Annotated in this window: 17 protein-coding genes; 12 read left to right on the top strand and 5 right to left on the bottom strand. The window is 68.5% G+C overall.

The genetic code is table 11. The features are described from left to right. Nucleotides 1-3,151, top strand: a 3,151-nt coding sequence (locus tag VFQ05_14035) for a PAS domain S-box protein (GenBank protein ID HET9327882.1), incomplete at its 5' end; no start/stop codon positions are given. Between the two features lie 5 nt (nucleotides 3,152-3,156). Here the strand turns inward: VFQ05_14035 and VFQ05_14030 are convergent. From VFQ05_14030 to VFQ05_14020, 3 genes are all read right to left on the bottom strand, one after another. Further along, complete coding sequence (locus VFQ05_14030; protein ID HET9327881.1) at nucleotides 3,157-4,086, bottom strand: phosphodiester glycosidase family protein; 930 nt, start codon at nucleotides 4,084-4,086, stop codon at nucleotides 3,157-3,159. Nucleotides 4,087-4,102: 16 nt separating this feature from the next. Then, the gene (locus VFQ05_14025; GenBank protein HET9327880.1) at nucleotides 4,103-5,101 is read right to left on the bottom strand and encodes a hypothetical protein; all 999 of its coding nucleotides are present in this window, start codon (nucleotides 5,099-5,101) and stop codon (nucleotides 4,103-4,105) included. A gap of 134 nt (nucleotides 5,102-5,235) precedes the next feature. Then, complete coding sequence (locus VFQ05_14020; protein ID HET9327879.1) at nucleotides 5,236-5,583, bottom strand: RidA family protein; 348 nt, start codon at nucleotides 5,581-5,583, stop codon at nucleotides 5,236-5,238. Between the two features lie 129 nt (nucleotides 5,584-5,712). Between VFQ05_14020 and VFQ05_14015 the strand changes: the two genes are divergently transcribed. From VFQ05_14015 to VFQ05_13980, 8 genes are all read left to right on the top strand, one after another. Beyond that, nucleotides 5,713-6,219, top strand: a complete 507-nt coding sequence (locus tag VFQ05_14015) for a PH domain-containing protein (protein HET9327878.1) — start codon at nucleotides 5,713-5,715, stop codon at nucleotides 6,217-6,219. A 32-nt stretch (nucleotides 6,220-6,251) separates the two neighbouring features. Next, nucleotides 6,252-7,586: a PDZ domain-containing protein gene (locus tag VFQ05_14010; GenBank protein ID HET9327877.1), complete on the top strand. Its 1,335-nt coding sequence runs from the start codon at nucleotides 6,252-6,254 to the stop codon at nucleotides 7,584-7,586. Between the two features lie 121 nt (nucleotides 7,587-7,707). Next, on the top strand, nucleotides 7,708-8,748 hold the full coding sequence (locus VFQ05_14005; protein ID HET9327876.1) for a substrate-binding domain-containing protein: 1,041 nt from the start codon (nucleotides 7,708-7,710) through the stop codon (nucleotides 8,746-8,748). Next, nucleotides 8,745-9,587 (top strand): ABC transporter permease subunit, encoded by an 843-nt coding sequence (locus tag VFQ05_14000; GenBank protein ID HET9327875.1) that lies wholly within the window; start codon nucleotides 8,745-8,747, stop codon nucleotides 9,585-9,587. Before VFQ05_14005 ends, VFQ05_14000 begins: the two co-directional genes overlap by 4 nt. Further along, entirely contained in the window at nucleotides 9,587-11,368 is a 1,782-nt protein-coding gene (locus tag VFQ05_13995; GenBank protein HET9327874.1) for an ATP-binding cassette domain-containing protein, read from the top strand. Before VFQ05_14000 ends, VFQ05_13995 begins: the two co-directional genes overlap by 1 nt. 2 nt (nucleotides 11,369-11,370) lie before the next feature. Beyond that, entirely contained in the window at nucleotides 11,371-12,519 is a 1,149-nt protein-coding gene (solA, locus tag VFQ05_13990) for an N-methyl-L-tryptophan oxidase (protein ID HET9327873.1), read from the top strand. Beyond that, nucleotides 12,498-13,121, top strand: a complete 624-nt coding sequence (locus tag VFQ05_13985; protein HET9327872.1) for a VOC family protein — start codon at nucleotides 12,498-12,500, stop codon at nucleotides 13,119-13,121. The genes solA and VFQ05_13985 overlap by 22 nt, the downstream gene beginning before the upstream one ends. Before the next feature lie 14 nt (nucleotides 13,122-13,135). Next, nucleotides 13,136-13,441: a hypothetical protein gene (locus VFQ05_13980; protein ID HET9327871.1), complete on the top strand. Its 306-nt coding sequence runs from the start codon at nucleotides 13,136-13,138 to the stop codon at nucleotides 13,439-13,441. 45 nt (nucleotides 13,442-13,486) lie between these two features. Here the strand turns inward: VFQ05_13980 and VFQ05_13975 are convergent, their stop codons facing one another. Together VFQ05_13975 and VFQ05_13970 are read right to left on the bottom strand one after the other, a co-directional pair. Next, a complete protein-coding gene (locus tag VFQ05_13975) occupies nucleotides 13,487-14,899 on the bottom strand; it encodes an FAD-binding oxidoreductase (protein ID HET9327870.1) in 1,413 nt (470 codons plus the stop codon). A gap of 97 nt (nucleotides 14,900-14,996) precedes the next feature. Then, the gene (locus tag VFQ05_13970) at nucleotides 14,997-16,772 is read right to left on the bottom strand and encodes an APC family permease (protein HET9327869.1); all 1,776 of its coding nucleotides are present in this window, start codon (nucleotides 16,770-16,772) and stop codon (nucleotides 14,997-14,999) included. A 316-nt stretch (nucleotides 16,773-17,088) separates the two neighbouring features. Between VFQ05_13970 and VFQ05_13965 the strand changes: the two genes are divergently transcribed. From VFQ05_13965 to aroF, 3 genes are all read left to right on the top strand, one after another. Beyond that, on the top strand, nucleotides 17,089-17,580 hold the full coding sequence (locus VFQ05_13965; protein HET9327868.1) for a hypothetical protein: 492 nt from the start codon (nucleotides 17,089-17,091) through the stop codon (nucleotides 17,578-17,580). A gap of 8 nt (nucleotides 17,581-17,588) precedes the next feature. Then, nucleotides 17,589-18,650, top strand: a complete 1,062-nt coding sequence (gene aroC, locus VFQ05_13960; GenBank protein ID HET9327867.1) for a chorismate synthase — start codon at nucleotides 17,589-17,591, stop codon at nucleotides 18,648-18,650. A 231-nt stretch (nucleotides 18,651-18,881) separates the two neighbouring features. After that, a partial coding sequence (gene aroF / locus VFQ05_13955) for a 3-deoxy-7-phosphoheptulonate synthase (GenBank protein HET9327866.1) occupies nucleotides 18,882-19,885 on the top strand: 1,004 nt, incomplete at its 3' end.

Raw genomic sequence — 19,885 nt, 5'->3', positions numbered from 1 at the left:
CGCCGTGCACGCGACCCAGATCCGGGCGCGGCTCGAGCGGGCTTTCGCGGGAGAGCGTGTCCATTACGAGCTGGCCTTGCCCGGCCGGCACCATCCTCGGCGACCCGATCGTTTCTTCGATGTGATCTACGAGCCGCAGTGCGGCGGCGCCGGAGTCGAGAGCGTGGTGATGGCCATCACCGACATCACCGAGCGCAAGGCCACCGAACAGTCGCTGCGTGAGCAGGCCCACCTGCTGGAGCTCGCCCACGACGCCATCCTGCTGCTCGAGATGGACGGCAGGATCGTGGCGTGGAACCACGGCGCCACCGAGACCTATGGATACACGGCAGAGGAGAGCGTTGGACGAATCGTACGCGAGCTGCTCCGCACCGAGTTTCCCCAGCCCCTGGCCGAGATCTACCAGATCGCCGAGCGCCAGGGCCGATGGGAGGGAGAACTGGTCCACACCACCAAGGATGGCCGCCGCATCGTGGTCGCCAGCCGTTGGGCGGTCCAGCCGGCGACCGACGGGCGGCCCGCGCGTGTCATGGAGACCAACCGCGACATCACGCACCGCAAGCGCATCGAAGCGGAGCTGCGGGCAAAGGAAGCCGAGCTCGGGCTGATCACGACCACGACGCCGGTCATTCTGACCCGATGCAACAGGGACCTGCGGTTCCTGTTCGCCAACGACGCAGCGGCGGCGCTTCATGGCCTCACACCCGCGCAGATGATCGGTCAACGGATCGACGACCTCCTGGGAGAGGAGGCTTTTTCCCGGGTTCGTGCCGGCATCGAGCGTGCCCTGAGCGGGGAGACGGTCGACTTCGAAGTCGAGATTCCCTATCCCAAGGCGGGTCTTCGGTGGATGCGGGCGAACTACATGCCGGAGCGGAATGCCGAAGGCGAGGTGGTCGGCTGGATCGCCTCGGCCACCGACATCACCGAGCGCCGACGGGTGGAGGAGAAACTTCGCGACAGTGAGCGCACCGAGCGTCTGCTGGCCGAGATCGGCGCGCTCGCCGCGAAGATCGGCGTTCCCGAAGGCCTGCAGGTCGACGACGTCGTCCAGTCGATCTGCGAGCACGTGGCAGCCGAGATGCGCGTGAGCCGCAGCGGTTTCGGGCACGTCGACCTCGGCGCCGGCCATGTCACGGTGGACGCCGAGGCGCGCGACGCCCTGCCTGCGCTCAAAGGGGTGTATCCGGTGTCGGAATACGCGCCTCATCTGCTGGCCGACGGGGTGGCGGGACGCATCACCTCGATGGAGGACATCGCCACGGACCCGCGGACAGCCGAGCGATACGAGAGCCTCTACCGGCCGATCGGTGTGCGAGCCTCCATCAATGTCCCGCTGCATCGAGAGGGCCGCTGGGTGGCCCACTTCTGGGTCAGCTCGGAGGAATCGCGGCGGTGGACCGAGAGCGAGATCGACCGGATGAAGCGCGCGGCGGAGCGCATCTGGCTCGTGGTGGAGCAAGCCCGCGTCGCCATGAATCTTCGCAACAGCGAGGTCCGGCTGGCCCGTGAGCTGGCCGCCGCCCAGCAGCTCCAGGAAGTCAGCTTGCAGCTCATCCAGAACGCCGATCGCGACGTCCAGCTGCGCAAGATCCTCGGCGCCGCCGCGGCGATCACCGGCACCGACAAGGGCAACATCCAGCTCGTCGATGCTCTGACGGGAGAGCTGAAGATCATCGTGCATCAGGGATTGAGCGAGCGATTCATCGAGCACTTCGCGAATCACGGGTGGGAGTCGGGATGCGAAGCGGCCCGGGGGAGCCGTCAACGAGTGATCGTCGAGGATCTGGCGAATGATCCTTCCGTCCGGACCGGGCCCGATCTCGACGTCCTGAGGGCGGAGGAGGTTCGCGCGTTCCACTGCACGCCCATCGTCGGTCGCGACGGCCTGGTGCTCGGCATGCTGAACAACCACTTCCGCGCGGCGTACCGACCGCCGGAATCCGAGCTTCGCTATCTCGACCTTCTGGCCCGGATGGCCGCCGACCTCATCGAGCGCAAGCAGGTGGAGGCGGCGCTGCGTGAAGCAGATCGCCGCAAGGACGAGTTTCTCGCCACGCTCGCGCACGAGCTTCGCAATCCGCTGGCGCCGATCCGCAACGCGGTCCACCTGCTGCGTCCGGAGACCGCACAAGATCCGAGCGGCCGGATGGCTCACGACATTATCGACCGGCAGCTCCAGCACCTGGTGCGGCTGGTGGACGACCTGATGGAGGTCAGCCGCATCACCAGCGGAAGGATCGAGCTGCGGAAGCAGCGCGTCGACCTGGGCTCCATCCTGGCTTCCGCGGTGGAGACCGTCCACGACCTGATCGAAACCTCGGAGCACAAGCTCACGGTCTCGCTGCCTCCGGATCCCGTCACGATCGAGGCCGATCCGGTCCGCATGACGCAGGTGTTCGCCAACCTGCTGAACAACGCATCCAAGTACACGCCGCCGGGCGGCGCCATCGTGGTCTCGGTGCGCTCCGAAGGCGAGCGCGTGGCGGTGAGCATCAAGGACTCGGGCGCAGGGATACCGCCGCCGATGCTGAGCAAGGTGTTCAACCTCTTCACCCAGGTGGATCGGTCGCTCGAGCGCTCGACGGGGGGCCTCGGCATCGGACTGCACCTGGTCAAGCGCCTGATCGAGATGCACGGCGGCACCGTGGGCGCCCATAGCGAGGGTGAAAACCGGGGCAGCGAATTCGTCGTGCGACTCCCCGCGCCGGGACCGGCGCTTCTTCCGGAAGCCGCGGCGCCGCCAGTGGAGGTTCGCCGCCGAGCCCATCCCACGTCCCGCCGGCGGATCCTGCTCGTCGACGACAATCACGATTCGGTCGAGAGCCTCGCGATGTTGCTCGAGCACGAGGGCCACGAGACCGAGGTGGCGTACGACGGCCAGCAGGCGGTCGACAAGGCGCAGACCTGGCGCCCCGAGGTCATCCTGCTGGATATCGGACTTCCGGTGATGAACGGCTACGACGCCTGCAGGGCCATTCGCCGGATGGGGAACGGGAGTGAGTTCCGCATCATCGCGCTCTCCGGCTGGGGACAGGAGCAGGACCGCGCGATGGCCCGCGAAGCGGGCTTCGACGAGCACCTCGTGAAACCGGTGAACATCGGCGCGCTGATGAAGCTGCTGGACGAGCCCGAGCCCGCTCAGGCCTGAGCTAGCTAGCGCGACGCGGTCGTTTCCCGCCTGGCTCGCGCAATCAGGCCGAGCGGCACCTTGCGGAGCCCCGGCAAGCGCAGCGTCCGCTCCCGGCCGCGCAGGAGCAGCTGGGCCGAGATGCCTCCGTCCAGCATGACGGCGTCGCATGCGCCGAGCGCGCCCAGGATCGCGGCCATCTCCGGCGTGGTGGGCCCGAGCGGCACGCCGCTCGCGAGCTCACCCGCGGCATCGAAGCGCGTCATCACCACCAGCAGCATCCCGTCACGCGTCTGGCCCAACGCCAGACGCGCGTCCCGGTGCGTGCGGCTCACGCGGCTCCCCGCCGACCGAAGTGCCACCGGTACCGTGCCGTTGCCGGCGAGCAGTGTGGGATAGGACTGGAATGCCGTGACCACCTCCTGGGCATCGGGCGTGGCGCCGCCGTGAGTCCAGCGCACCTCTCCCGTGGCGCCGATCGACACGGCGCTCGCGAGCGGGCCATGACCGGGCGCGAGCTGCTGCGCGCCATCGACGACGACCCATCCCCACGGCATGCCGCCCACGAACTGTCCGGCATTGAGCGCGACCAGCGCGTCCTCGGGCGTGCGATCGATCGCCCACGACGGCCTGGCTTCCGCGGTCCGAGGCATCTCGAGCGACAAGCGAAGACGCCGAGGATCGAGACGCGCCACGATGACGCGGGCACGCCAGGCCGGAGCGCCGCACGTCATGCGGACGCTCGCCCAGTCCAGCCCATCCGCGAGCGATTCCCACTGGAGTGCACGAGTCAAGCGATCGTCGGCCGACGACCAGCGCGCCGGAGCGCTCTCGGCTCGCCACCATGTGCGCCACGCTCCAGCGTGCCAGACCGCCAGCGATCCGCCATCGGCCAACGCCGTGCCGCCGGCGATCGCCGAGAGCATCGCGCCGACCATCCAGGCTGCGGCCCACATGCAGCGCGGCATCGAGCTAGCCGAGCAAGGCACGGAGCTTCGCGAGGCGCTTCTCGAGTGCGATGAGCTCCTGCTCGCTGAACGAGCGCTTCAACGCGGCGGAGGCGTTCGAAGACCCCGAGCCGGTCGCGCCGGAGCCCGCGCCGGACTTGGCCCCCGAATTGGACTTGGCCCCCGAACCGGACGTGGTGGAGGGATTCGCCGCCATGTACATCTGGATCCGCTCGAGCGCCATGGCCCATTGCTGCGGAGTCATGCCGTTGGCTTCGGCCTGCGCGTCGGCGACCTTCTTGTCGATGGTCCGGATCTCCTCCTGAACCGCGGCGATCTGCTTGTCCAGTTGCTCGACCTGGCTCTCGGCGGCGGACTTGGGCGGGAGGGGGCCGCACTGCTTGCGGACCGCGGCCGAATCCTCACGCGTCGGCAGGACCTCGCCCTGCAGCACTTGATGGAGCTTCGCGATCGCCGTGCTGTCGCCGGCGGCGGCTGCGGCGTTGTACTCCTGCGCGGCCTTCGTGAACTTCTCGCGGATCGCGGGATCGGTCAGCGCCTTCTGGCGATACTCCTCCATGCGCTGTTCCGTGATCTTTTGGTAGCCGTCCGTGTAGCAGACTTCGACGTCGCCTCGCTTGTTTCGGGTGGCTTCGATCTTGTCGCCATTCTTCTCCCAGATCGCCTCCCGGTCCGCGTGTAGCTGATCGAGCTTCGCGGCCTTCTCCGCGCGGCCGCTCCCGGCGGCGCGTGACTTCTCGAGCGTGGCAATCACGCGATCGAGCCGCTCCTCCGTGAGCTCGAGCGTGACGTCGTCGTAGACCACCTTCGCGCCTTCCGCGGGCGCCGCGGCGGGAGCGGTGGCCTTTTGACCCGTCGCCTTGGTGGCCGTGTCCTTCGCCTTCTTCATCAGGTCGCCGATCCCGGCCTCGGTCGGCGAAGCGAAGACGACGCCCATGAGCATCATCGCGGCGATGTGGCGAGCCAGAGCAACGGCAATCCTGCGCGGCAATCGGGGAGTCATGAGGGGCTCCGGGAGAGTGTGCGGCCCAAGGCCGGCGGGGGACCGGCCGAACGAGGACAACGAAGGACGCCCATCATGCTACCCGAGCCGGCAGCGCGGCGTCAGCGATACTCCACCGCGGGGACGATGCGGCGTCAACGAGCGGCGATGACCGCGATCTCGACCAGATAGTCGGGGGACGCCAGGCGGGCCTCGACCGTGGCGCGGGTCGGAGGGTTGGCCCGGTCGACCCACTGGTCGTACACCTCGTTCATCTCTTCGAAGGTCGCGATGTCGGCGAGCCACACTTGAACCGAAAGCACCTTGGACTTGTCGGTGCCGGCTTCCTCGAGGCGCTCGTCGATGCGCTCCAGCACCCTGCGGGTCTGGCCACGAACGCCGTCGCTGCGATCTCCACTCACGTGACCGGACAGGTACACCGTGTTTCCGTGGACCACGGCGCCGCTCATCCGCGGGCCGGGGGAGATCCGGGTGATGCTCATCGGCGCCTCCTGTTCAGGCGGTGAATGCGCGAGCAGATTGGCACAGGCCTCGGAGAGGCGCAACGGACGCCAAAGGCTTTGCGGCGAGTCGCCGATACTCCTATGTTGGCCGCAACCAAGGAGGAGACGGTGAGCTACCTCGACGAGACCCTGACCCGCGGCGAAGTGGTGAACTACCGGACGGGCCTTCACTGGACGGTCCTCTTCTGGCCGGCCGTGATCGCCGTGGTGCTCGCTTCGGTCGCGGTGACGACGCTCGTCCTGGCGTCCGGCTCGGGTCCGGCGTGGATCACGGCGACCGTGTGCCTGGTTCTCGCCGCCGCCTCTGTGCTGATCGGCGTGCTGCGCCGGTCATCCGTGGAGATCGCGGTGACCAACCATCGGGTGCTGATCAAGACCGGCATCGTGGCGCGCAACACGGTGGAGCTGATGCTCACCAAAGTGGAGAGCATCGGCGTCGACCAGAGCCTGGCCGGGCGCATGGCGGGATACGGGAAAGTGGTCATTCGAGGCACGGGCGGGACCCACGAAGTCTTCGATCGCATCGCGAGCCCCCTGGAATTCCGCCGCCAGGTGCAGGAGCGCATCCATCCCTCGCCCGCGGACGATCACCCGGCGCGGCGGGGAACGGCCTGAACCGAGCGGACGATGCCCGGAAAGGGCATGGGTTGAGGGTCCCGGCGGACCGGACGCTCGCCGTCTGCGTCCTCATGGCGTGGATGTGCGGCGCGCCGGCCGTGGGTGCCGACATCACCTTTCGCGGTCCCGCCGAGTCGTCGTCGTGGCCGCCGGGAACCGAGCGCGTTCCCGTGCGCATCGAGCGTGGCCAGGTGCTCGTCGATGCCACGCTGCGGATGTCGGGCCGGTCGGTCTCCGGGCTTCTCGTGCTCGACACCGGCGCACCCGGCCTGGTGGTGACCGAGTCGGCGTGGAACCGGCTCCAGGTCGACACGACGATGACGGGCGGCAGCTTCTACCAGATCGTTCGCCGCCCTCTCAGCTCGATCCGGCTCGGATCGTCATCGATTCCGGGAATGGTGATTGGCGGCGTGGTCGAGGATTCGCTGCTCGACGCCGGAGTCATCGGCCTGCTCGGCCCCAGCATGATCCAGGACAAGGCGCTCGCGCTCGACTACGCGCGTTCCGAGTGGGCGATCGTTCCGCCGCGGCTCGCCGTCGTCGCGCGTGACTCCGCGTCGCGCGGCGATCTGACCCGTGAGAGCCGTGTGCGACGTTCCCGGGCCGCGTACCCGTCGGTGCTTCCCAAAGACGGCGTTGCGGTGCCGTTCCGGCTCTTCGATGGCGGGCGTATTCTCGTGGACGCTCGCGCGTGCGAGCTGGATGGCACGTGGTGCGGATCGTCGCTGACCCTGCTGTTCGACACCGGCGCCTCGGCTTGCGTCATCTTCGACGACGTGATCGCCGAGCGCGTGGCGCACGCGCCTTCCTGGCCCTGGCTCCGCGACGTGCCCATCCATACGCTGCTCGGCACGTCGCGCATGAGCGCCACCGTGGTGCCTCGGCTGCAGCTCACGGCGGCGTCGCCCCCGCTCGCCATCAGCCGCGTGGATGCCGGCATCGCTCCGCGCCGGGCATTGCCGGACATCGGCGGCACGCTCCCCGAGCGGATCCATGGGCTCCTGGGTGCGACCTTTCTCGAGCGCTTTCGCGTCATCCTCGATTACGGAAACCAGGTCCTGTGGCTCGAGCCCAGGCCGGGACGAGAGCCGCGCGCCTTCGCCTCGAGCCACGTCGGCCTGAGACTCGAGCGCCGGTGGGGTGCCATGCGCGTGGCCGCCGTGGCGCGCGGATCCGCGGCATCGGGCGCCGGGATCACGGTCGGCGACGTCGTGGTCTCGATCGACGGCGTGACGCTCGCGGACGAGGAGGGAGATGACGCCGAGTCTCGACTCGAAGGTGCTCCGGGCTCGGAGGTCGTTCTGGTCACGCGCCACGGTGGCGTGGAGCGCGTGCAGCGCCTGAGGCGCACCCACCGTCCCTGATCCAGCGGCGGATGCCGCGCCGTGAGCGGCAGAGCGCTTTGGGGGAATGCTCGACATCCCCTAGGATGTGCGCCGCGCTCCCCACCGAGCGGCGGTCGAGAGAGGGATTTCACGCAATCCCATGAATGGCGCCTTGTGGCAGCGCATCAAAGGCACGTTCGCCGTGATCGTGATGGGGGGACTCCTCGTCTACGGCATCTGGCCGTGGCTGCCGATGCGCGCTCAGGCCGCCCTTCCGCGCACCGTGGTGTTCTACGGGTTCAGCATCCTCGACCACTCCATCACCCATGACGTCTTCCCGGCCTTCCGGCGTCAGTGGAACGCCGCGACGAAGGAGAACGTGGAGATGATCTCCTCCTTCGCCGGATCGGGCACGATCACCAACCAGATGATCATGGGAGTGCCGGTCGAGCTGGCCCTGCTCGCGCTCGAGGCCGATGCACAGCGGCTCGTCGATGCCGGCGTGGTCGAGGAGGGGAGCTGGCGCAACCTGCCGCACGAGGGCGTCGTGAACCGCACGCCGATCGTGATCGTGGTGCGCCAGGGGAATCCCAGGAACATTCGCGACTTCGCCGACCTCGCGCGCCCCGGCATCGGGGTCGTGCATCCCGATCCGCTCACCTCCGGCGCCGCGAACTGGGCGATCGCCGCCGAGTATGGCGCGGGACAACGGGCGAATCCGGACGACCCCGAGGCGGGCTACCGCATGCTGCTCGGCATCTGGAAGAACGTGGTCGCGCAGGCGGCTTCGGCGCGCGCCGCGCGCACGCAGTTCGATCTGGGTTTCGGCGACGCGCTCATCACCTACGAGCAGGAAGGGCTGTGGGATCGGGCGCGCGACAAGCTGCACGGCGAGATCGTCTACCCGAGGAGCACGATCTTCACCGAGCACACGCTGGTGGTGGTGAAGAAGAATGTCGGGCTTCGCGAGCGGCCCCTGCTCGACAGCCTTGCATCGTTCCTGTGGTCGGAGCCGGCGCAGCGGATGTTCGTGCACAACGGCTTCCGCAGCGTGAACGACGAGCTGGTGGGTGAGGACTCGGGGTTCGGGAAGATCACGGATCCTTTCTTCATCGCCGACCTCGGAGGGTGGAAGCAGGTGAAGAAGCAGATCGTCGAGGGGGTATGGCGGGATCGGGTGCTCGAGGAGATCGACCGATGAGCCAGATCGCCGCCGTCGGCCCCGCGCGCCGGAATCCGTGGCGTCTTCCGGAAGCGGCGTTGCCTGTTGCGCTGCTGGTGGGGCTGCTGCTCCCCCTGCTCCTCATGCCGCTCTCGGCAGTCTTCGTGTTCGCGTTCCGCGGCGGAGTCGTGGCCTTCAAGGAAGCGCTCATGACCCAGGAGTCGCAGTTCGCGATGCGCTTCAGCGTGCTGATCGCGTTCGCGACCGCGATCCTCAACGCCGTGCTCGGCACCTTCGCCGCCTACGTGCTCAGCAAATTCCACTTCACCGGTCGCGGCGCGCTCAACACGGTCGTCAATCTGCCGATCGCGATTCCGACCGTGGTGGTGGGGACGTCGCTGCTGCTGCTGTGGGGGCCCATCGGGCTCCTGGGCAAGGCGCTCGAGCCCTATGGCCTCCAGCCGATGTTCACGCCGATCGGGGTGCTGCTGGCCCACCTGTTCGTCACTTTCCCGTACATGCTCGGGGCGGTGAAGCCGCTGCTCGACGAGCTGGAGATCACGTACGAAGAAGCGGCGGCGACGATCGGGGCCTCGCGCTGGCAGACCTTCTGGCACGTCACGCTGCCGGCGCTGCGCGGCAGCATCTTCACCGGCGCGCTGCTCACCTTTGCGCACTCGCTGGGCGAGTTCGGCGCCACCGTGCTCGTGTCCGGGAACCTGCGGCTCCGCACGCAGACGGCGCCACTGTACATCTTCGCCCAGTTCGAGGCCGGCAACCTGGCGGGCGCCAACGCGGTGGCTGCGGTGCTGGCCGCGCTCTCATTCGTGATCTTCTTCCTGCTCCTCAACCAGACGCGGCGCGCGGAAAAGCGCTGATGGGGATCCGGGTCCAGGATGTTTCCAAGCGCTTCGGCGCCCACCGCGTGCTCGACCGCGTGTCGCTCGAGGTGGCGCCCGGCGAGCTGTTCGTGCTGCTCGGCGCGAGCGGAAGCGGCAAGAGCACGCTGCTGCGCCTGATCGCCGGGCTCACGACTCCCGATGAAGGATGCATCCTGCTCTCGGGGCGCGACGTCACCGGCGTGCGGCCTCAGCGGCGCGGCACCGGATTCGTCTTCCAGAACTACTCGGTCTTCCGCCACATGACCGTGGCGCAGAACATCGAATTCGGCCTGCGGGTGCGCGGCGTGCCTCGCGCCGAGCGACAGAAGCGCCGGGAGGCGCTGCTCGATCTGGTCGGGCTGCCGGGCTTCGGCGACCGTGAAGCCATCCAGCTCTCGGGCGGACAGCAGCAGCGCGTGGCGATCGCTCGCGCGCTCGCTTACGAGCCCAAGGTCTTGCTGCTCGACGAGCCCTTCGGCGCGCTCGATGTCAAGATCCGCCACCAGCTGCGCCGCAGCCTGCGCGCCATCCACGACCGCCTGATGATCACGACCGTGCTGGTCACCCACGACCAGGACGAAGCCTTCGAGCTCGCGGACCGCGTGGGCCTCATGGACCGTGGCCGTCTCGTGGAAGTGGGACGCGCCGAGGATCTGTACGCCCGCCCGCGCACGTTGTTCGCCTCCACCTTTCTCGGCAGCGGCACGGTGCTGATGGGGCGGATGCGCGGGGGGCACGTGCACTTCGAAGGCCTCGATATCGGGGTCAGGCCACCGGCGCCGTTCGAAGAAGGATCGCCCGCGTACCTGTTGCTGCGCCCCGAGGACCTGACCGTGTCGTCGGCCCAGCCGCCCGAAGGACAACCGACACTCGGCAGCGGAACGGTCGTCGAGCAGCGCTTCGCCGGCGCCTTGCGGCGTGTGCGAGTCCAGCTCGCGCGTCGCGCCGAGGTGCATCCCGCCTCCTCGCCGGCGCCACGATCCGAGGGCGTCCTGGTCGAGGCGCTGCTGCCTCCGCAGCAGGAGCTTCCGGAAAAGGACGTGTGGGTCACGATGCAGCGCTGGCACTTCCTCGACCCGCCGCCCGCATCGCTCCTGGTCGCCGACGACGGCCGCGGTCCAGCCGGACGGCTCGAGATCGCGCGCTACCTGGCGCGCGCGCTCGAAGCGCGCATCACGCTGCTCGGCGTCGCGGTCGACGCGCGGCACTCCGAGCGGCTCGGCTGGAGCCTGCATCGCCGCCAGCGCGCCGCGGGGCTGGAGGAGGCCGAGCTTCGCGTGCGCTACGGCAATGCCGGCGCGCAAATCCTGCATGAGCAGGACGAGCTGCTGAGCCAGATGATCGTGTTCCCCGCGCGGCCTCGTCCGGCATGGATCGACCGTTTTCTCGGCAACGGCGGCAAGGGCATGAGCCGCACGATGTCGACGGTGCTGGAAGGCGCCCGCGTGCCGGTGCTGATCGCCTCCGGCCGGAGCCGCCCGCTGCGTCGCGCGATGCTGGTCAAGGCCCCGGAGCAGAAGACCGCCGATGCCCAGCGCTTCCTGGCGCGCCTCGCCCGTCCGCTGGCCATGCAGGTGAGCGATCTCGTCGCCGACCTCGACTCGACCGAGCCGCTCGATTCGAGCGGCACGGATCTGATCGTGGTGCCGGTCGTGCGCCGCGGGCCGCTGGGGAGCATTCGCATCCGGCCGCGGATCGCTCGCCTGCTCGCGAGCTGCGATCGTCCCGTGCTGCTCGTCCCGACCACCGAGCCCGAAACCAAGGTCGGCCGGCGGTGAGCGTGACCTACGCCGTCGCGGTCGTCGGGCTGGGAGCGATGGGCAGCGCGGCGGCGCGTCACTTCGCCCGTCGCGGCGTGAGCGTGGTCGGCTTCGATCGCTTCTCACCGCCTCACGCGCTCGGCTCGTCGCACGGGGAGACCCGCATCATCCGCGAGGCGTACTTCGAGGATCCGCGCTACGTCCCGCTGGTCCAGCGCGCCTATTCGTTGTGGCGCGAGCTCGAGGTGGATTGCGGCGGCTCGCTCATGCGGGTGACTGGCGGGCTGATGATCGGTCCCGAGGACGGCGTCCTCGTGCGTGGGGCGCGAGCCAGCGCCGAGACGCACCAGCTGCCGTTCGAGCGCCTGGACGCCGGCCAGATCCGCCGCCGATTCCCGGCGCTGCTGCCGCGGGACGACATGGTGGCGATCTGGGAGCCGCGCGCCGGCGTCCTGTTCCCGGAGGCCTGCGTGCAGGCGCATCTCGCCGCCGCGGCGAAGGACGGCGCCGAGCTGCACGTCGACGAGCCGGTCCGGTCGTGGCGCCGTGACGGCGAAGGATTCGAGCTGATCACGGCGCGCGCGCTGTATCGGACGGAGCGCCTGGTCCTGGCCACCAACGCCTGGCTCGAGCGCTTGTTGCCCGATGTGCCGCTGGGGCTCATCGTGGCGCGACAGCCGCTCTTCTGGTTCGAGCCGCGCGCGCGTGCCGAGATGTTCGAGCCCGACCGATTGCCGATCTACCTGTGGGAGCCCGAGCCGGACCGCTTCTTCTACGGATTCCCGGCGTTCCACGGACTGATCAAGGTGGCCACGCATGGGGAAGGAGCCGCCGCCGATCCGGACACCATCGACCGGGACGCGGGCGAAGCCGAGAGCGAGGCGTTGCGCCGCCGGCTCGAGACCTACATGCCCGATGCGGCCGGCCGGTTCGCGCGCGCGGTGGTGTGCATGTACGCCAACACGCCCGACGGGCACTTCGTCATCGACCTCCATCCCGAGCACGAGCGGCTGCTGATGATCTCGGCCTGCTCGGGTCATGGCTTCAAATTCTCGAGCGCGATCGGCGAAGTGGCCGCCGAGCTCTTGCTCGACGGCCGTTCGCGGCTCGACCTCGAGCTGTTTCGACTGCGGCGAAAGGAGAGGCCGTGGGCCAGCTCGACCATCTGATCGTCGTCGCTCCTTCACTGGAGTCGGGCATGGCCGAGCTCGAGCAGCGGCTCGGCTCGAGACCTTCGCCGGGGGGGCGTCACGAAGGGCGTGGAACGCAGAACGCGCTCCTGTCTCTCGGCGATGGCCGGTACCTGGAGCTGCTGGCGCCAGACCCCGAGCAGGCGGTGCCACCCGAACGGCGCTTCCTGGGTGTCGGCGACCAAACTGCGCTACATCTCGCCACTTGGGTGGCCAAGGCTTCGAATCTGGATGAAGTGAGCCGGCAAGCGCGGGAGGCGGGGGTCGAGCTCGGCGAACCGAAGAGTGGAGGGCGGCGCACCCCGGATGGGTCGTGGCTGGCCTGGCGTACTCTCGGCGCCGACGCATCGAGGCTCGATGGCTTGATTCCTTTCTTCATCGACTGGGGCGATACACCTCACCCTTCCATGGGTGCGGCGCGCGGCTGCATGCTGCAGACGCTGCGCGCCGAGCACCCCGATCCTTTGCGTGTGCGCTCCGCGCTGGCGGCGCTGGACCTCGACCTGGAAGTCGGGAGGGGCGATGCGCCACGCTTGATGGCCACCATGAAATGTCCACGCGGCGTTGTCGAGCTGCGTTAGAAAGGAACCCTCTCATGAGGCGCATATTGCTCGTGGCTCTGCTCGCGATGGGTGCCGGGCCCTGTCCGAAGCAAACACCACCTGAGCCGGGCTCTTTCGACGGCGAGGGCGTCATCCACCAGGGCGTCGGTCCGGAGTGCCCCAAGATCTGGCGGATCACCACGACCGACGGGCGCATGCTATGGCCGGTGGAGGACGCCGAGTTCCAGGTCGAGGGCCTGCGCGTGAAATTCTCGGCGCGTGAGAAGCCGGAGATGGCGAGCATCTGCATGGCAGGCACGATCGTCCAGGTGCTCTCGATCCAGAAGCTCGAGCCCTAGCCAGGCAGACGCCGCAAGCGACGCGATCGCGTTGAGGACCGTCCGCTAGGGCTTGATGTTCTTGTTCGTCCGGAACACGTTCTCGGGGTCCCAGCGTCGCTTGATCTCGACCAGCCGGGCGAGATTCGGCCCATAAGCCGCCTGGATGCGCTCGTCGCTCTCTTCCTCGGTGAGGAAATTGATGTAGGTGCCGCCGGTCGAGAACGGGCGGATGTCGCGCCACGTGGACCGCGCCCACTCGATGTGCGTGGAGTCCTCCTCCGGCTTCTCCCACGAGGCGGCGATGTTGATCAGCCACTGCGCGTCGCGGTTGCCGACTGCCGAATGGTCGACCGGGAGGTGGTTGAGCGCCCCGCCGATCGGGAAGAGCAGGATCGCGGAGTGCGGCGAGGCGATCGCTCGCGCGCTCCGAACACTCTTCTCGAACAGCTCGGTGCCGATCGATGGGAGGTACTCCGACTTCCAGTAGTAACGTCGGCCCTTGGGCTGCGTGGCGTCGAGCAGCGATTGCTGGGAGACGTAGGTCCGCCGTTGGAGCACGTCGCCGACCGTCCCGCCGAGCGCTTTGAGCCGCGCGATCAGGCGCTCGCCTTCCGCCACGTCTCCGCTGTGGCAAACCACGATCAGCACGATTCCCTGCCCATGCACGTCCTTGGACAGCCACGGCGCGGGAGGCGCCTTGCGCATTCCGGAGACCACCGTGAGCTCGGGCGGCGCATCGGCCATGATCTGTCGCTGGAGCTCGAGCACCTCGGGCGCCTTCTCGTCGCGCCAGGCGATGGCGCCGGCGATGATCTCGGGGCCGAAAGCCTCGAGACGGTAATCGAAGCGAGTCACGATGCCGAAGTTGCCGCCGCCCCCGCGCAGGCCCCAGAAGAGGTCGGGATTCTCCCGCTCGCTGGCGCGCACGATCTTGCCCTCCGCGGTCACGACCTCCATCTCGGTGACGGTGTCCGAGGTCCAGCCTGCGCGCCGGCTGAGGTAGCCCATGCCGCCGCCCACGGTGAGGCCGGCGATCCCGGTGTTGGAGACGAAGCCCAGCGCGGCCGCAAGGCCGTGGAGCTGGGTCTCGCGATCCACGTCGCCGAGCAGGCAGCCGGCTTGTGCGCGCGCCATGCGCTCGCGTGGATCCACCCACACGCCGCGCATGAGCCCGAGGTCGAGCATCAATCCGCCGTCGTACACCGCGAGACCGGCGATGTTGTGCCCGCCGCCCTTCACGCACAGCGTGAGGCCGTTCTCGCGCGCGAAGCGGACCCCGGTCACCACGTCCGACACCCCGAGGCAGCGCGCCACCATCGCGGGGCGGCGCTGGATCATCGCGTTCCATACGGTGCGCGAGTCTTCGAAGCCGGGGTCGCCGGCCTTGAGCAACGGCCCGCGGAGCTGGGCCTTGAGCTTGTCGAACTGCTCGGGTGAGACGTCGGCGGCCTGGCCGGCGGCGGTCTGGGGATTCATGCGGTGCGTCCTTTCATCGGGGGGTTGCCTTCAAAGGAGCGCGAATACTACCGCCTCGAGGCCGCCGGAGGGGAGGGCGGATCCGGCTCGGGCGGGGTCAGGCGGCCTTCTTCGGCTCCCACACGCGGATCGGCATGATGATCACCTGCACGCCGCGGAACTGCAGGCGGCGCTGGACGGCGAACGCCGTCTCGTGGTGCAGCGAGCGGGTGAAGATATTCTCGCGCTGGAAGACGAGCTGCCCCGCGAACACGACCGGGCGCCGGAACTCCTTCATGAGGTCGATGCACATCGACTCCAGCTCCTCGATCAGGTCGGTGCCGATGGTGAAGCGGTATTCTGCGTAATACCCCATGCGCTGGGCGAGGCGCACGTACTTCTCGAGATCGGTCCGGACGCGCGACTCGAGGTCCTGCACCGCGGCGTTCCCCTTGAAACGGCCGGAGTCCACGAGTCCCACCGAGCAGAACACGAAGTTCTTGAAGTGGCGCGGGAACAGCCGCTGCACCGAGAGCACCGTGTGGATGCCAAGCCCGGCGTAGGATTCGACCAGGATGATGGCGGTGGGTCCGTCAGGCGCGAGCTCGGGCATCTGCCGCGGCGGCGGGAGCGGGAGGTTGGTGAGCACCTTGTCGAGCGAAACCAGCATGCGCCGCACCCGGCGGTAGTGACCGCGCACCACGAAGCAATAGACGATCAGCGCTCCTGTCACCACCAGCGTCACCCAGCCGCCTTCGAGGAACTTGAGGGTCGAGGTGACGACGAGGATCGTGCCGGTCACCAGCACGCCCAGCGTGGCCACCCACAAGCGGCGTTTCCAGTGCTCCTGCGAGCGGCGCGCGTTCCACCAGTGGCGCACCATGCCGAGCTGGGTGAGCGTGAAGGTGAGGAACACGTTGATCGAGTACATGACCACCAGCACGCTCACGATGCCGCCCGTATAGAGGAGGACGAGGACGGCCGCCACGCCCATGCCGACCACGCCGTTCTGGGTGACCAGGCGCTCGGAGAGATGAGCGAATCGCTTGGGCACCCAGGTGTCCACTGCCATCGCGGCCAACGTGCGTGGTCCCGCGACGAACCCGGTCTGAGCGGCGACGAACAGCAGCGCCCCTTCGGTGACCAGCGTGAACACCACCACCCAGTTGCCCACTTCGAAGCCGCCGATCCGCCAGTGGCTGGCCAGCGTCGTCCATAGCGACGCGTTCAGCGTGCGGCCGGGCTCATGCTGGACGTTGTTGAGCAGGTAGCAGAGAAGGATCCCGGCTGCGGTGAAGGCGAGCGAGACCGCCATGTAGAACATGGTGCGCCGTCCGGTCTCGGCGCGCGGCTCGCGAAGGATCTCGGTGCTGTTGCTCACTGCCTCGATGCCGGTGTACGTCCCGCCGCCGAGCGAGAACGCCCGCAGGAAGACGAGCGCCACGCCAAGCCAGCCGAGCTCGCCGACCGCCAGCTGGGTGTCGGTGACGGTGTCGGTCAGGATGTGGCCCATCACGTTCGTGTGCGTGAAGATTCCGAACAGGATGAGCGTGACGTGGCTCAAGATGAAGCCGAGGAAAATCGGCGTGAGCACCAGGACGGATTCCTTGACACCCCGGAGGTTGAGCGTGGTGAGCCCGATCACGATGACCAGCTTGGAGGGCAGCTTGAGGACCGCCAGCTCGGGTGGAAGGAACGAGAAGATGGCCTCCACACCCGATGCCACCGAGATCGCGATCGTCAGCACGTAGTCCACCACCAGCGCCGCGCCGGAGACCACGCCGGGCACGGTCCCGAGGAGCTTGGTGGCGACCAGGTAGCCGCCGCCACCGCTCGGGAACAGCTCGATGATGTAGCTGTAGCTCGCCGAGATCAGAAAGATCGTGGCCACCATGGCCACGACCAGGTAGAGCGCCAGATGGCGGTGCGCGCCGAGCTGAAGGAAGGCTTCCTCGGGACCGTAGGACGATGAAGAGAGGCCGTCGGATCCCAACCCGACCCAGGCAAAGAACGCGATGAGCGCGAGGGAGTGGTGGATGTGGGGATCGAGCAGGTTCTTGGGGGCTCCGATCACCCACGCGCGCAATCGGTCGAGCACGAGGGCACTCTAGGGCTACCCCAACGGCCGCGCAACCATGCGGGCGCTCCGCTTTTGGCGGGTGGTCTCGGCTTGCTAGAGTCCGCGGGCCCCCACCGACAGGAGGTAAGCCATGCGCAAGGCCACCCACGCCGATGCCCAGCTGTTGCTCCACCTCTACGAGCTGCGCCGTGAACCCCAGCTCCGCAAGGCCCGCGCCTGGGTCCTCTCCGAATTCAAGGCGAGCAGCTGGGAGGAGATCGGTCCCGGCTACCTCAAGTTCTCCGACGCCGACCAGTACCTGCGCATGACGCTGGCGTACTGGGAAATGGTCGCCGCGCTCGTCAATCGCGGCGTGCTCCATGCCGAGCTGTTCTTCGATCACACCGGCGAGGACATCGTGACCTGGGAGCGGGTGAAGCCCTGGGTCGCGGAAGCGCGCGCAGCGATCCGCTTCACCTACATGCGCCAATTCGAGCGCATGGTCGAGGACCACCTGGCCTATCGGAAGCGGACCAATGCGGCGCAGCAGGCGCTCCACGGACGCGACGGCGACGCGAAAGGCGCGCTGATCGCACGCACGCTCGGAGCGCCGGAACGCGCTCGCGGGCGCGCGCGCCGCTGATCGAGCCGATGTCCTCGTCCTTCGGACGATTGTTCGTGGTCACCACCTTCGGCGAGTCCCACGGCGCCGGAGTGGGCGTGGTGGTGGACGGCATGCCGCCGGGGATCGCGATCGAGGAAGGCGCCATCCAGCGCGAGCTGGACCGGCGGCGTCCCGGCCAGAGCGCGCTCACCACGCAGCGCCAGGAAGGCGACCGAGCCGAGATCCTGTCCGGGATCTTCGAGGGCGTCACGCTGGGAACGCCGATCGCCATGCTGGTGCGCAACACGGACGCGCGCTCGAAGGATTACGACGCGTTGCGCGACGTGTTCCGTCCGGGCCACGCCGACTACAGCACGTTCGCGAAGTACGGCGTGCGCGATCACCGGGGCGGAGGCCGCTCTTCGGGGCGCGAGACCATCGGGCGCGTGGCGGCCGGCGCGCTGGCGAAGACCGCGCTCGCCACCGTGGGCGTGCGGATCGTGGGCGGAACCGTGCAGGTGAAGGACGTGAAGGCCGCGCGCCGCGACTGGGACGAGGCCGAGAAGAATCCGGTGCGCTGTCCCGATGCCGAGGCGGCGGTCCGGATGGCGGCGATCATCGAGAGGGCGCGCGACGACAAGGACTCGGTCGGCGGCGTGGTCGAAGTGATCGCCAGCGGCGTGCCGGCCGGCTGGGGGGATCCGACGATGAGCAAGCTCGACGCGGTGCTCGGCCTCGCGATGCTCTCGATCCCCGCCACCAAGGGCGTCGAGATCGGCGGTGGATTCGAGATGGCCGGGAAGCATGGGTCCGAGACCAACGACGTGTTCGACGGTGAGCGGTTCCTCAGTAATTTCTCCGGTGGAATCTCGGGCGGGATCAGCAACGGGGCCGACGTCGTGGTGCGCGTGGCCGTTCGGCCCGCGACGTCCATCGCCCGTCCGCAGACCGCCGCGAAGCAGGGCGGAGGCACGACCACCGTCGAGATCCAGGGACGCCACGATCCCTGTATCTGCCCGCGCGTCGTGCCGGTGGCCGAGAGCATGATGGCTCTCACGCTGATGGACGCGTGGCTGCGCCAGCGCGCATTGAGAGGGCGTGACAAGTGAAGCGGCACCGCGCGCGTTGACGCTATGCAGGCGGCGATGTACCGTTTCCGGCCGTCGAAAGGAGATCTGCACCGTGCACATCGATCGAGCCCTCTGGATCTGGCGCTGGCGTCGCGTGCGACGCATTCGGGGGCGTGCTCGAGCTCGCTGATCGGTACCGGTCACCGTGACATCTCAAGGCCCACGCCCCACGGCGTGGGCTTCATCGTTGGTCCCTGACGAGACAAACGCATGCTCGTCGTGCTGAAAAAGGGCGTGACCGAAGCCGCGACCGCGGACGTCGCCGCCCGGCTTCGCATGCTCGGCCTGGCGGTCCACCGCTTCGACCACGAAGGCACGGTGCGCCTTGGCGCCGTGGGCGACGGCGCGCCGGTCGACTGGAACCTCGTGCGTGGCTGGCCGAGCGTCCAGTCGGTCGCGCCGATACCGGTCCCCTTCAAGCTCGTGAGCCGCGTGTTCCAGCCGCGTGACACGGTGATCTCGGTCGGACGCTGCGCGGTCGGCAGCGATCAGCTCGTGATCATGGCCGGCCCATGCTCCGTGGAGAGCGAGGCTCAGGCCTTCACCGTGGCCGAAGCGGTGGCGCGCGCCGGCGCCACCGTATTGCGCGGCGGCGCCTACAAGCCGCGCACCTCGCCTTACTCGTTCCAGGGTCTGGGAGAGGAGGGGCTCAAGCTGCTGCGCCGCGCCGCCGACGCTCACGGTCTCGCGGTGGTGAGCGAGGTGCTCGACACGCAGCTCGTGACACTCGTCGCGCGCTACGCCGACGTGCTCCAGGTCGGCGCGCGGAACATGCAGAACTTCGCCCTGCTGCGCGAGGTGGCGCACGCCGGCAAGCCCGTGCTGCTGAAGCGCGGCCTGGCGTCGACCATCGAGGAATGGCTGATGAGCGCCGAGCACATCCTGTCGCAGGGCAACAGCCAGGTCATCCTCTGTGAGCGCGGCATCCGCACCTTCGAGACCTACACGCGCAACACGCTCGACCTGAACGCCATCCCGGTGGTCCAGGAGCTGTCTCACCTGCCGGTGATCGTGGACCCGAGCCACGGCACCGGCATCCGCGACAAAGTGGCGCCGATGGCGCGCGCCGCGATCGCCGCCGGCGCCGACGGCCTGATCGTCGAAGTGCATCAGGACCCCGACCATGCGCTGTCGGACGGACCCCAGTCGCTCTATCCCGATCAGTTCCAGGCACTGGTCGATCAGATCCGCACCATCGCCGGCGTGGTGGGAAG

The organism is Candidatus Eisenbacteria bacterium, from assembly GCA_035712145.1.
In the GTDB taxonomy this organism is placed as follows: domain Bacteria; phylum Eisenbacteria; class RBG-16-71-46; order RBG-16-71-46; family RBG-16-71-46; genus DASTBI01.
This window is presented reverse-complemented; position numbering and strand designations above follow the sequence as displayed.